The following is a 13,555-nucleotide window of genomic DNA, read 5'->3' on the forward strand; positions in this document are numbered from 1 at the left end:
CGTTAGCTCTCCTTGTCCAGTTTATTTAAACGCTTAACTAAACGGTTGTACTTGTAGCGCCAGGATAAACTCGATAAGCAAAGTAATAAAATACCAACCAGAAAGCCGCTACCAAAAAAGATAGCAAGCAAGGACGCAACAGCCATTTCGGTTTGCAGAACCAGTAGATTAACCACTACGGTTTGCGGGTTCTGTGCCCCAAAAGCCATTGCCAAAAGAAATATGATTAATACAGGAATGAGAATAAGCAGCTTTTTAAGCATAATTGCTTACCTGTTAGTTATAAAAAAACGGCATGCCAGTATAGCATGCCGTTTTTATCAATCGAGCGGAAAAACTAACTTAATGTATCGACCCTCTCGCGAAGCTCTTTGCCCGCTTTAAAATGCGGCACGTATTTTCCGTCTAATTCAACAGGCTCACCTGTTTTAGGATTACGACCAACACGAGGTGCCCGATAATGCAGAGAGAAGCTCCCAAAACCCCGAATTTCAACGCGCTTACCCTGCGATAAGGATTGCACCATTTGTTCGAGTATTTCTTTAACCGAAGCCTCAACCTGCTTAGGAGGTAACTCGTGCTTCAAAGTTAACCTTTCAATCAGCTCTGATTTAGTCATCATTACCTCCTTTTAATCAACTGCATCAGTGCAGTAAATTATTCGTCGTCAGTTTTTGCAGCTTTAAAGGCTTCAGCCATTGCGCTGTTAAGACCAGAACCACTGTCCTGCTGCTTATTAACGCTTTCAACCGCTTCTTTCTCTTCAACTTCATCTTTCGCACGGATAGACAAGCTAAGAGTACGGTTTTTACGGTCAACGCCCATGAAGCGAGCTTCAATAGAATCACCAACGCTCAGTTCAGTGCTTGCATCTTCAACACGGTCGCGTGAAATGTCTGCGGCACGAACATAACCTTCAACGCTTTCAGCTAATTCAACTTTAGCGCCTTTAGCGTCTACTTCAGTAACTGTACCTGTAACAATAGCACCTTTTTTATTGGCCGCCAGGTAGTTATTGAATGGGTCTTCTTCAAGCTGCTTGATACCCAGAGAAATACGCTCGCGTTCAGCATCAACCTGCATGACTACAGCGGTAACTTCTTCACCTTTTTTGTAATCACGAACAGCTTCTTCGCCAGTAGCGTTCCAGCTAATATCTGACAAGTGAACCAAACCGTCAATACCGCCGTCAAGACCGATGAAGATACCAAAGTCAGTGATTGACTTGATCTTACCAGTAACTTGCTCGCCTTTATTGTGGTTCTTCGCAAACTCTTCCCAAGGGTTTGGTTTGCACTGTTTCAGGCCTAGTGAAATGCGACGACGTTCTTCGTCAATTTCCAGAACCATAACTTCAACAGTGTCGTCCAGGTTAACCACTTTAGAAGGATGAACGTTTTTGTTAGTCCAGTCCATTTCTGATACGTGAACAAGACCTTCAACACCCTCTTCGATTTCGACGAAGCAGCCGTAATCAGTCAAGTTCGTAACACGACCAGTTAAACGGTGACCTTCTGGGTAACGGTTTGCGATATCAGCCCATGGATCTTCGCCTAATTGCTTAAGGCCAAGAGATACACGAGTACGTTCACGGTCAAACTTCAATACTTTAACAGTGATTTCATCGCCAACGTTTACGATTTCACTTGGGTGCTTAACGCGCTTCCAAGCCATATCGGTAATGTGCAATAAGCCATCGACGCCGCCTAAGTCAACGAACGCGCCGTAGTCAGTCAGGTTCTTAACGATACCCTGAACTTCCTGACCTTCTTGCAGGTTTTCAAGCAGCTCTTCGCGCTCTGCACTGTTTTCTTTTTCGATAACAGCACGGCGAGAAACAACAACGTTGTTGCGCTTCTGATCAAGCTTGATAACTTTGAATTCTAAATCTTTGTTTTCCAGGTGCGTTGTTTCACGTACTGGACGTACATCAACCAGTGAACCAGGCAAGAACGCGCGAACGCCGCCTAAGTCTACTGTAAAGCCACCCTTAACCTTACCGGAAATAATACCGATAACGGTTGCATTGTCTTCGTGTGCTTTTTCCAGCTGCAGCCATGCTTCATAGCGTTTCGCTTTTTCGCGAGACAGGATAGTTTCACCAAAGCCGTCTTCAACAGCATCAAGGGCTACGTCAACTACGTCGCCGACGCTGACTTCTAATTCACCTTCTGCATTACGGAATTGTTCTGCTGGAATCGCGCTTTCAGATTTCAGACCAGCATCAACTAAGATCAGGTCTTTTTCGATAGCAACAATAGTACCTTTAACAATGGAGCCCGGGCGTGTTTCAACTTCCTTTAGGCTTTCTTCAAATAATTCTGCAAAATTTTCTGACATAGTAATTAACTTCGCTTATCAATAAGACGTCCACTGAACTTCCGTATACAGCGGGGTTATTAAAATAGTCTGTTCGCTTCCTTACAACAGACGCCTAATTAAGGTCACCTGACCCTAGCTAGTCTTTGAGAGTTTGCTGTGCGCAAACGTCAATACGTGTTCCAATACGTCTTCAATCGACGTATCAGTAGAATCCAGATACACCGCATCCTCGGCTGGCTTAAGTGGTGCCACCGAGCGATTCGTATCACGATCATCTCTTTCTTTAATTTCGTTCACTAATTGATCAATATTAGCATCAAAACCTTTTTCCTTCAATTGCTCAAAGCGTCGTCTTGCTCGCTCTTCGGCTGAAGCCGTCAAAAAGATTTTCGCATCGGCATCAGTGAACACAACAGTCCCCATATCGCGGCCGTCGGCAACCAGACCCGGCAACTCCTTGAAGCCCCGCTGGCGGCGTAGAAGAGCCTCTCTGACGCGTGGTAAAGCCGCTATTTTTGACGCCATATTACCCACTTGTTCAGTACGGATGGTCATGGTCACATCCTCACCTTCAAGAATAATATGTGTCAATGAGCGTTCTTCTTCCGCTTCAAATTTCACATCCAGATGCGCCGCCAGTGCCACCAGGCTCTCTTCATCTTCCGGCGTAAAGTCATGATGCAAAGCCGCCAGTGCCAGCACGCGATAAATTGCGCCACTGTCCAGCAAATGCCATCCTAGCTTTTCTGCCAATAATCGGCTTATTGTCCCTTTTCCTGCCCCACTCGGCCCGTCAATCGTAATGACTGGAATATGAGTTGTCATAAAATCCTCTAATTGCTCTGCATTACGCAGCATTTAGCCGCGCAATTATACGCATTTGTAAAAAAATTGCATTAATCAAAGTCAGCGAGTCTAAGAGTTAACTGTGACAGAGCCGTGAAAACTCGGAAAAATAGTCAGGGTAGGTCTTAGCGCAACAAGCGGGATCGTTGATTATCACCCCAACAGGAGAAAATGCCACTAAAGAGAAACACATTGCCATACGGTGGTCGTCATAAGTATCAATGGCAGCATGCTGCCAGTGTTTCAGCGGCTCAATACGGAGGAAGTCGTCGCCCTCATCGACCGTTGCGCCAAGCTTGCGCAGCTCAGTCGCCATAGCATGAAGCCGGTCGGTTTCTTTAACCCGCCAGTTTGCTACATTACGAATTGTCGTCGGCTTATTTGCGAATAAAGCCAGTGGCGCGACTGTCATTGCCGCATCGGGAATATCATTAAAGTCCTGATCAATGCCCTGTACACGTCCTGTGCCGGATACGGTTATGCTGTTTTTATGGTAGCTCACTGACGCGCCCATGGCTTCAACCACTTCGGCGAAACGTTTGTCGCCCTGAATAGAGTTTTTACCGACACCGATAATCTCAACCGGACCTTTGCCTAACAGCGCGGCAGCCATCCAGTAAGACGCAGCACTGGCATCGCCTTCGACCCAGTATTCGCCGGGCGACTGGTAGCATTGCCCGCCGGTAATAGCGTAGCGCTGAGGAGAGTCTTCTTTTATCGAAATGCCAAAGTCTGCGAGCATTTGCAGCGTCAGTTCAATGTAAGGTCGTGAAACCACATTCCCTTTCAATGTCAGGGTTGAATGACCGGGCAGTAACGGAAGTGCCATCAGTAAGGCCGAAATAAACTGGCTGGATACCGAACCGTCAATTTCAAAGTGACCCGAGGCTAAGCCTGCCGTTATTTCCAACGGAGGAAAACCAGACTCGCCCAGGTAGTTAACTGCCGCACCTTGGGGTTGTATGGCATCAACCAAATGCTTAACTGGTCGTTCGTGCATTCGGGCATCCCCTTTTAGCACTACCGATTTATGTTCGCTTTTTAATGTTGCTGCTAACACGGCTACGAGTGGCCGCATTGCCGTGCCGGCATTGCCCAGATAGAGCTCAGAAGCGGGGGTATTCCAATGCCCCCCCAAACCGCGCACCCGGGTAGTGAGTTTGTCATCTTCAAAGCTCACTCCCAATGCACTAAGAGCTTCACGCATACGGCTAGTGTCATCGCTAACCAGTAAATTATGTAAGGTGACGGGAGTCTGACATAAAGCGGCCATAAGCAATGCCCGGTTAGCAATGCTTTTTGAACCCGGTAAGGTGACAGTACCGCAACAATACTGTTGCGGCTCTATGTGAATAGAATTAACCACGTAGCTTTTTCATTGCCTTAATAAAGGCCTGGTTTTCTTCGGGCAGACCAATACTGACACGTAAATGGTTCGGTAATTCATAACCACCGACTGGACGTACAATAACGCCTTCGTGCAGAAGCTGGTCGTAAAGTTTCTCAGCATCGGGGCCAACTTCTATGGTTAAAAAGTTACCGTAAGATGGAATGTAGTTAAGCCCTGAATCTTCACAAAAATCTGTTAACTGCTTCATACCCTGAGCGTTTAGCTCAACGGCTTTTTGCAGATAAGCGTGATCATCTAATACGACTTCAGCAGCTTTCAGCGACAACGAATTCATATTAAATGGCTGGCGAATGCGGTTAAGAACGTCTGCCACACTTTCGTCGCTGACCACGTAACCTGCACGTAATCCAGCTAAGCCATAGGCTTTAGAAAAGGTTCGGCTGACCACTAAGTTAGGGTACTCTTTTATCCACTCAACCGACGGTGCCCGTTCGTCTTCCGGCACGTACTCGTAATAGGCTTCATCCAGAACAACAATGATGTTCTGCGGTATTTTATCCAGGAAGTTCTTCAGCGCCGAAGTCGATAAAAACGTGCCGGTTGGATTATTCGGGTTGGCGATAAAAATCATCTTGGTTTTATCGGTCACCGCTTTTGCCATACCATCAAGATCATGGCCATAATCTACCGCAGGAACGGCAACGGGTTTTGCGCCAATAGCCTGAGTCACCAGCGGATACACAACAAACGCATGCTGAGAGAAAATGACTTCGTCTTTATCTGACACAAAGGTCCGGGCTAAAATTTCCAGAACATCGTTAGAACCGTTACCCAGAGTTATTTGCTGCGTTCCAACTTCATGTAACTCGGCCAGACGACTTTTAAGGTAGTAACCGTTCGCATCGGGGTAACGCACTAAATCCGTTAACTCGGCTTCCAGCGCGGTTTTTACTTTTTCACTCAAACCCAGGGGGTTCTCATTTGAAGCTAGCTTAACCACGTGCTGCAGGCCTAACTCACGCTGCAATTCAGACGTAGGTTTACCCGCCTGATACGGACGTAATTGCTTTACTCCGGAATTAACCAGTTCTAATGCATTAAATTCTGCCATAGCGATTCACTACCTTTTTTATTCTATTTATTAGCCAAGCTTACGTTCAAAATCAGCCATATAACTTAGCAATGCTTCTACGCCTTCCACCGGCATTGCGTTATAAATACTGGCTCTCATGCCACCAACAAAGCGATGCCCTTTTAGCCCCAATAAACCTTGGTTTTTAGCGCCTTGCAAAAACTCAGCATCGAGCTTGTCGTCAGCCAACTGGAAAGGAATGTTCATAATTGAACGGTAAGCCGGATTAATAGTGTTACTGTAAAAATCGGACTTATCGACAAAGTCATATAAAAGCTGCGCTTTATGACGATTGCGTTCGCCCATAGCGGTTAATCCGCCCTGAGCTTTTAGCCATTTGAATACCAACCCAGCCAGGTACCAGGCAAAAGTATTGGGCGTGTTGTACATAGATCCGTCTTTTGCCTGCAGCTGGTAATCCATGATAGAGGACACCTGCTTCTGCGGATGGCCTAATAGAGACTTTTTAACAATCGCAATGGCAAAACCGGAAGGGCCAATATTTTTTTGAGCTCCAGCGTATATGACGCCAAACTTTGAGACATCCAGAGGTTCAGAGAGAATATTCGATGACATATCAGCCACAATTGGCGCCTTTACGTCAGGAATCTCATGCAGCGCAATGCCATCGACGGTTTCATTAGGACAATAATGAAAATAAGCGGCATTTTCAGACAAATTCCAGTCTTTTGACGACTGAATTTCCTTGCCTTTAGCGCCTTCCTGAACTTGCCCTGCAACATTCACTCTGGAAACAAACTTTTCGGCTTCCCGGATAGCAAAACCAGACCAAATTCCTGTATCCAGATAATCGACGGTGGCATCCGGTGACGCAATATTTTGCGGAACCGCAGAAAACTGGCCGCGGCCACCGCCTTGCAAAAAGAGTACTTCATAGTCATCCGGTACGTTTAACAGGTCGCGCAGGTCTTGCTCGGCTTCACGTGCCATGTGGACATAAACAGGGTCGCGGTGAGAAATTTCCATCACCGAGACGCCCTGTCCATTCCAGTTTAATAGCTCTTCCTGAGCCTGCTTCAAAACGTCGACCGGCAACATTGCCGGTCCGGCAGAAAAGTTAAACAACTGACTCATGACTCGTCGGAACCTTCTTGATTTTCAGTATTGTCGTCAGCTGCGGTTTCACCTTCTTCAGCAACAACCTCGCCGTCAACTAACACTTCATCTTCATCAATTTCGTCAATACGCTGTAAGCCAACGACTTTTTCGTCATCAGCGGTGCGAATTAAGCGCACACCCTGAGTGTTACGACCAACAGTAGAAACCTCGTTGACGCGAGTTCTTACCAGAGTGCCTTTATTACTGATCAACATGATTTCGTTGCCATCAATAACTTCCATAGCACCAACCACAGAGCCATTACGTTCGCTGACTTTAATAGAGACAACACCTTTGGTGGCACGGCTCTTCGCCGGGTATTCGCTTAGCGGTGTGCGTTTGCCGTAACCGTTTTCAGTCACGGTTAATACATTCGCTTCTTCCTCTTCGTATTCACGAGGAACAATCAGTGATACAACACGCTGCCCTTCTTCTAAGCGAATACCACGGACACCTGTAGCTGTACGACCCATTGAACGTACTTGCTCTTCAGCGAAGCGCACCACTTTACCGGCGTCAGAGAACAGCATAATTTCGCCGTTACCGTCAGTGATATCAACACCAATCAGTTCATCGTCATCAACCAGGTTCAGTGCAATGATGCCGCCGTTACGAGGACGTGAGTACTCTGGTAATGGCGTTTTCTTAATCGTGCCTTTCTTCGTTGCCATAACCACGAACTTATCTTCCGGGTAATCCCGTGTTGGCAGAATAGCGGTAATACGCTCGTCGGCTTCAAGCGGCAACAAGTTCACTATTGGTTTACCACGAGAGGCACGACTTGCCAGCGGCAACTGGTAAACTTTCATCCAGTAAATACGGCCACGGGTTGAGAAGCATAAAATGGTGTCATGCGTGTTCGCTACCCACAGTCTTTCAATAAAGTCTTCGTCTTTCATCTTAGTGGCGGCTTTACCTTTACCACCACGACGTTGCGCTTCGTATTCGGTCAGTGGCTGATATTTCACATAACCTTCGTGAGAAAGCGTCAGAACCACGTCTTCTTCGTTGATTAAATCTTCCATGCTGATGTCGTGTGCAGCAGCAGTAATATCGGTTTTACGCTCATCGCCGAAGTTGTTACGTATTTCTACCAGTTCTTCACGAATCACTTCCATCAGGCGCTCTGAGCTGTTCAGAATATGCAGCAGTTCAGCAATCTGTTCTAACAGGCCTTTATATTCATCCAGAATTTTTTCGTGTTCTAAACCGGTCAGTTTGTGCAGGCGTAAATCCAGAATCGCCTGAGCCTGTTCTTCGGTCAGGTGATAGTTGCCATCGCGAATACCGTATTCTTCTGGCAGATGATCAGGACGCGCAGCATCCACACCGGCAGTTTCCAGCATGGCCGCAACATCACCCAGCTGCCATGCACGGGCAATTAGACCAGCTTTCGCTTCAGCAGGCGTTGGTGAGCGACGGATAAGTTCAATAATTTCGTCAATATTGGCCAGCGATATCGCCAGACCTTCCAAAATATGAGCACGTTCACGAGCTTTACGTAATTCGTATACTGAGCGACGTGTCACCACTTCACGACGGTGGCGAATAAAGCAGTCCAGCATATCGCGCAGGTTGAACAAACGTGGCTGGCCTTTATCCAGCGCAACCATGTTGATACCAAACACAACCTGTAACTGGGTGTTAGCATACAAATGGTTAAGCACCACTTCACCCACATCGCCGCGGCGGATTTCGATAACAATGCGCATACCGTCTTTATCAGACTCATCACGCAAGGCACTTATACCTTCAACGCGTTTTTCTTTGACCAACTCAGCAATTTTTTCAATTAAGCGAGCTTTATTCACCTGATACGGAATTTCCGTAACAATGATGGTTTCTTTACCCGTTTTCTCGTCAACTTCAATTTCCGCCTGAGCGCGCAAATGAATACGGCCACGACCGGTTTTATAAGCTTCGACAATACCGCTACGTCCAGAAATTGTTGCCGCCGTCGGGAAGTCCGGTCCCGGGATGTATTCCATTAACCCTTCGACATCAATCTCCGGGTTATCAATCATGGCAAGTGCACCATCGACAACTTCGGTCAGATTATGAGGTGGGATGTTTGTAGCCATACCAACGGCAATACCAGAAGAACCGTTAACTAACAGGTTAGGTACACGGGTAGGCAGAACGTCAGGAATACGCTCGGTACCATCATAGTTGTCTACAAAATCAACCGTTTCTTTATCTAAATCGGCGAGTAACTGATGCGCAATTTTCGCCATACGAATTTCGGTATAACGCATCGCCGCAGCTGAATCGCCGTCAACCGAACCAAAGTTACCCTGGCCATCGACCAACATGTAACGCAAGGAGAAGTTCTGTGCCATACGCACAATAGTGTCGTAAACAGCACTATCACCATGTGGGTGATATTTACCGATGACGTCACCAACGACACGAGCTGACTTTTTATAAGGTTTATTAAAGTCGTTGCGCAATTCGCTCATTGCGAACAAGACACGTCTGTGTACTGGCTTCAGGCCATCACGAACATCTGGTAAAGCACGCCCAACAATGACGCTCATGGCATAATCGAGGTACGAGCTTTTTAGTTCGTCTTCGATATTTACCGGTGACACTTCTCTGGCTAGATCGCTCATAGTTTATTCCCTAAATATAGATCCGCATATTCATTGTTATTTTGATCCAATCATTGTACCCATCCCAACCGCGTCTCGCACCCTCTTTTTCTTATTCTTTGCCTGAGGTAGACTAGCCGCGTTATCCATCTCTTAAAGACGCATAATCTATGACCACCAGTCGCTCTAAAAGTGAACAAAAAAACGTCGATCCGGAAGAGATCGCAAAATTTTCAGCCCTGGCCTCGCGTTGGTGGGACCCCGATGGAGAATTCAAACCCTTACATAAAATAAACCCCGTTCGGCTGGGGTTTATCGAAAATCATACAGAGGGTCTGTTCGGCAAAAACGTACTGGATGTTGGTTGCGGTGGCGGGCTATTAAGTGAAGCGATGGCTGAACGCGGTGCAAAAGTTACCGGTATTGATTTAGCCGAACAGTCATTAAAAGTCGCACGCTTGCACGCGTTAGAAAGCGGCCGTGAAATTGATTACCAGTGCATTGCCATTGAAACTCTGGCAGAGCAGCAACCGGAAAGCTTTGATGTGGTTACTTGTCTGGAGATGCTGGAGCACGTACCCGACCCTGACGCTATTGTCCGGGCTTGCACAAAAGCACTTAAACCTGGTGGGCACATCTTTTTCTCGACCTTAAACCGCAATGTAAAGTCGTGGCTATTAGGTATTGTTGTCGCCGAACATGTTTTAGGCTGGGTTCCCAAAGGAACTCATCAACATCAACGTTTTATCAAACCGTCAGAGCTACTGCGTATGACAGATGCAGCCGGATTAGAAGATATCGCCATTAATGGTCTTATCTTTAATCCGCTTAAAGGCTTTGTTCTTTCAGAAAAAGATGTTGATGTGAATTACATTATCGCTTTAAAAAAACCGGAGTCATAAATGCCCTCATCAGACAGAAATTCTCCGGTAAAGGCGGTGTTGTTCGATTTGGATGGCACACTGCTTGATACAGCCCCCGACCTGGGTGCCGCACTAAATGCCGTGTGCGAACAATACCAACGCCCTGCCATTACGGCTGAGGTATTTACGCCTGTTGCATCACATGGTTCCAGAGGCATGCTACAGCTTGCTTTCGCTAATGAGTACAGCGACAGGGAAGCCGAACTGCGACATGCTTTTTTGAGTGCTTATAAAGAAAACATAGCCACTCATACACAGCCTTACCCGGGCGTTCTGGAGCTACTGGCTGTGCTGCAACGCGAATCCATTCAAGTTGCCATAGTCACCAATAAACCAGAACGACTTACACAACAGTTATTGCCTCATTTTCCGGAGTTTGAAGCTATTAGTGTAGTCGTAAGCGGCGATACCTTAAGCGTCTCAAAGCCGTCGCCGGAACCTTTGTTCTATGCGGCTGAACAGCTGGGAATAGAACCTGCCGACTGTCTTTATGTCGGAGATGCGGAACGGGATATCGAAGCTGGCCGCAATGCCGGTATGGTTACTGTGCTTGCTGAATATGGCTATATTAGCAATGAAGATCAGCCACAACGCTGGCAAGCCGATTACCATATTGCCTCGCCCCTGGAGTTACTGGAGCTACTTGCTATAAATAATTCTTGATCTATAAACACATTTTGAAAGATCAAAAAAATATATAGCAAGATTACCTGCGCAAACTCACGCCAAATAAAGGCTGACAAAAAATCAAGATTTCTAAATCAAAATTATTCTTGTTTTTGGCCGTAAATTTACTTGATCGAAGTGACAGTTAGACCTAGCATACTCCTCATTCCCAAGACACTAGATATTGTGTAAATATCGCCCTGTACAACTAATAAGCACAATATCTTGTGGCTACAAACATATAACAAAAGCTAAGAGTCAGCGCAAAATGAACGAGCAACTATATGTCACTAAACGCAGCGGCGAACGCGAACCGCTAAACCTCGATAAAATTCACCGGGTCATCATGTGGGCCGCTGAAGGTCTTAACAATGTTTCAGCTTCTCAGGTCGAAATTAAGTCTCACATTCAGTTTTACGACGGTATTAAAACCGAAGATATCCACGAGACCATCATCAAAGCTGCAGCTGATTTAATTTCAGAAGAAGCGCCTGATTATCAATACATGGCCGCGCGTTTAGCTATTTTCCACTTGCGCAAACGGGCCTACGGTAAGTTTGAGCCTCCGCGTCTCTACGATCAGGTCAAAAAGATGGTTGCAGAGCATCGCTACGATGAGCACCTGCTGGAAGACTATACTGAAGCAGAATTTGACCAGATGGACGAAATTCTGGATCACTGGCGTGACATGAACTTCTCTTACGCAGCCGTTAAGCAGCTTGAAAACAAATATCTGGTTCAAAACCGGGTTACCGGCGACATCTATGAAAGCGCTCAGTTCTTATACATTCTGGTAGCGGCTTGTTTGTTTGCTAACTACCCGAAAAGCACTCGTATGGACTACGTTAAACGTTTCTACGACGCCGCTTCTGAATTCAAAATCTCGCTACCAACACCTATCATGTCGGGTGTGCGCACGCCTACGCGTCAGTTCAGCTCCTGCGTTCTGATTGAAGCCGGCGATAGCCTTGACTCTATTAATGCCACTTCAAGCGCCATCGTAAAATACGTATCGCAGCGCGCCGGTATTGGTATTAACGCCGGGCGTATTCGCGCTCTGGGCAGCCCTATTCGTAACGGTGAAGCCTTCCACACAGGTTGTATCCCGTTCTATAAATACTTCCAGACAGCGGTTAAAAGCTGTTCGCAAGGCGGTGTTCGTGGTGGCGCGGCTACCCTGTTCTACCCACTTTGGCATCTGGAAGTTGAAAGCTTATTGGTACTGAAAAACAACCGCGGTGTTGAAGAAAACCGGGTTCGTCATCTGGATTACGGTGTGCAGTTTAACCGCACCATGTACCAACGTCTGATTAAAGACGATTATATTACCCTGTTCAGCCCGTCGGACGTTCCGGGGCTTTACGACGCGTTCTTTGAAGATCAGGACGAATTTGAGCGTTTGTACCTTCAGTACGAACAGGATGAAAGCATCCGTAAAAAACGCATTAAAGCCATTGAGTTGTTTGGCCTGTTTATGCAGGAACGCGCCAGTACTGGCCGTATCTACGTACAAAACGTTGACCACTGCAACACGCACAGTCCGTTCGATTCTAAAGTTGCTCCTATTCGTCAGAGCAACCTGTGTCTTGAAATTGCGTTACCAACTAAGCCCCTAAGCCATGTGAATGACGAAGAAGGTGAAATTGCCCTTTGTACTTTATCGGCTTTTAACTTAGGCAAAATTGAGAGCTTAAGTGAATTTGAAAACCTGGCCGACTTAGCCGTGCGCGCACTGGACAGCCTGCTGGATTATCAGGAATACCCTGTTCCGGCCGCTTATAATGCCACCATGAACCGCCGTACTCTGGGTATTGGTGTTATTAACTTTGCTTACTACCTGGCCAAGCACGGCGTTAAATATTCGGACGGCTCTGCCAATGGTCTGGTTCACCAGACCTTTGAGGCTATACAGTATTATCTGATGCAGGCGTCAATGAACCTGGCTAAAGAAAGAGGTGCCTGCCCTAAATTTAATGAAACCACCTACTCTCAGGGCATTATGCCAACCGATACCTACAAGAAAGATCTGGATAAGGTTTGCGATGAGCCTCTGCATCTGGACTGGGATAAGCTTCGTGCTGACATTAAGCAGCACGGCATGCGTAACTCAACGTTATCAGCGTTAATGCCTTCTGAGACGTCCTCGCAGATTTCTAACGCGACCAACGGCATTGAACCGCCTCGTGGCTTTGTCAGCATTAAGTCGTCAAAAGACGGTGTCACCAAACAGGTTGTTCCGGACTACGAAAACTTAAAAGACAAGTATGAGCTGTTATGGCAAATCCCTAATAACAAGGGATACCTGGAGCTGGTTGGTATTATGCAAAAATTTGTCGACCAGACAATTTCTGCAAACACCAATTACGACCCAAGTAAATTCCAAGCCGGTAAAGTCCCCATGAAGCAGCTTCTGCAGGACTTATTAACGGCCTATAAACTTGGCGTTAAGACGCTTTACTATCACAACACCCGTGACGGTGCTGCGGATAACCAATCCGACATTGCGGCACGTAAAGGTGTTGCTGCGTCTCAGGCACAGCCGACAGAAGTGATCATTGAAGAAGATGATGACTGTGCCGGCGGCGCCTGCAAAATTTAATAAGAA

At 46.6% G+C, this 13,555-nt stretch carries 11 protein-coding genes; 3 read left to right on the forward strand and 8 right to left on the reverse strand.

Annotated features, from left to right (window positions below; translation table 11 throughout):
- Positions 1–2 precede the first annotated feature (2 nt).
- From DET62_RS04770 to gyrA, 8 genes are all read right to left on the reverse strand, one after another.
- A complete protein-coding gene (locus DET62_RS04770) occupies positions 3–263 on the reverse strand; it encodes a LapA family protein (RefSeq protein WP_110013167.1) in 261 nt (86 codons plus the stop codon).
- A gap of 74 nt (positions 264–337) precedes the next feature.
- A complete protein-coding gene (locus DET62_RS04775; RefSeq protein WP_110013168.1) occupies positions 338–619 on the reverse strand; it encodes an integration host factor subunit beta in 282 nt (93 codons plus the stop codon).
- 38 nt (positions 620–657) lie between these two features.
- Positions 658–2,340, reverse strand: a complete 1,683-nt coding sequence (gene rpsA, locus DET62_RS04780) for a 30S ribosomal protein S1 (RefSeq protein WP_011234601.1) — start codon at positions 2,338–2,340, stop codon at positions 658–660.
- A gap of 114 nt (positions 2,341–2,454) precedes the next feature.
- Complete coding sequence (gene cmk, locus DET62_RS04785) at positions 2,455–3,147, reverse strand: (d)CMP kinase (RefSeq protein ID WP_110013362.1); 693 nt, start codon at positions 3,145–3,147, stop codon at positions 2,455–2,457.
- Positions 3,148–3,244: 97 nt separating this feature from the next.
- The gene (gene aroA / locus DET62_RS04790) at positions 3,245–4,534 is read right to left on the reverse strand and encodes a 3-phosphoshikimate 1-carboxyvinyltransferase (RefSeq protein ID WP_110013169.1); all 1,290 of its coding nucleotides are present in this window, start codon (positions 4,532–4,534) and stop codon (positions 3,245–3,247) included.
- Positions 4,527–5,630 carry a histidinol-phosphate transaminase gene (hisC, locus tag DET62_RS04795; protein WP_110013170.1) on the reverse strand — a complete coding sequence of 368 codons (1,104 nt, stop codon included), beginning with the start codon at positions 5,628–5,630 and terminating at the stop codon, positions 4,527–4,529. Before hisC ends, aroA begins: the two co-directional genes overlap by 8 nt.
- Positions 5,631–5,660: 30 nt before the next feature.
- Positions 5,661–6,746: a 3-phosphoserine/phosphohydroxythreonine transaminase gene (gene serC / locus DET62_RS04800; RefSeq protein WP_110013171.1), complete on the reverse strand. Its 1,086-nt coding sequence runs from the start codon at positions 6,744–6,746 to the stop codon at positions 5,661–5,663.
- Positions 6,743–9,382: a DNA gyrase subunit A gene (gene gyrA / locus DET62_RS04805; RefSeq protein WP_110013172.1), complete on the reverse strand. Its 2,640-nt coding sequence runs from the start codon at positions 9,380–9,382 to the stop codon at positions 6,743–6,745. The genes serC and gyrA overlap by 4 nt, the downstream gene beginning before the upstream one ends.
- 149 nt (positions 9,383–9,531) lie before the next feature.
- Here gyrA and ubiG point away from each other — a divergent pair, with 149 nt between their 5' ends.
- The 3 genes from ubiG (at position 9,532) to nrdA (ending at position 13,549) form a co-directional block, all read left to right on the forward strand.
- Positions 9,532–10,263 (forward strand): bifunctional 2-polyprenyl-6-hydroxyphenol methylase/3-demethylubiquinol 3-O-methyltransferase UbiG, encoded by a 732-nt coding sequence (ubiG, locus tag DET62_RS04810; RefSeq protein WP_110013173.1) that lies wholly within the window; start codon positions 9,532–9,534, stop codon positions 10,261–10,263.
- Positions 10,264–10,947 carry a phosphoglycolate phosphatase gene (gene gph / locus DET62_RS04815; protein WP_110013174.1) on the forward strand — a complete coding sequence of 228 codons (684 nt, stop codon included), beginning with the start codon at positions 10,264–10,266 and terminating at the stop codon, positions 10,945–10,947.
- Between the two features lie 271 nt (positions 10,948–11,218).
- Complete coding sequence (gene nrdA / locus DET62_RS04820; protein ID WP_110013175.1) at positions 11,219–13,549, forward strand: class 1a ribonucleoside-diphosphate reductase subunit alpha; 2,331 nt, start codon at positions 11,219–11,221, stop codon at positions 13,547–13,549.
- Positions 13,550–13,555: the final 6 nt, after the last annotated feature.

It is taken from the genome of Idiomarina sp. H2 (assembly GCF_004364275.1).
GTDB lineage: Bacteria > Pseudomonadota > Gammaproteobacteria > Enterobacterales > Alteromonadaceae > Idiomarina > Idiomarina loihiensis.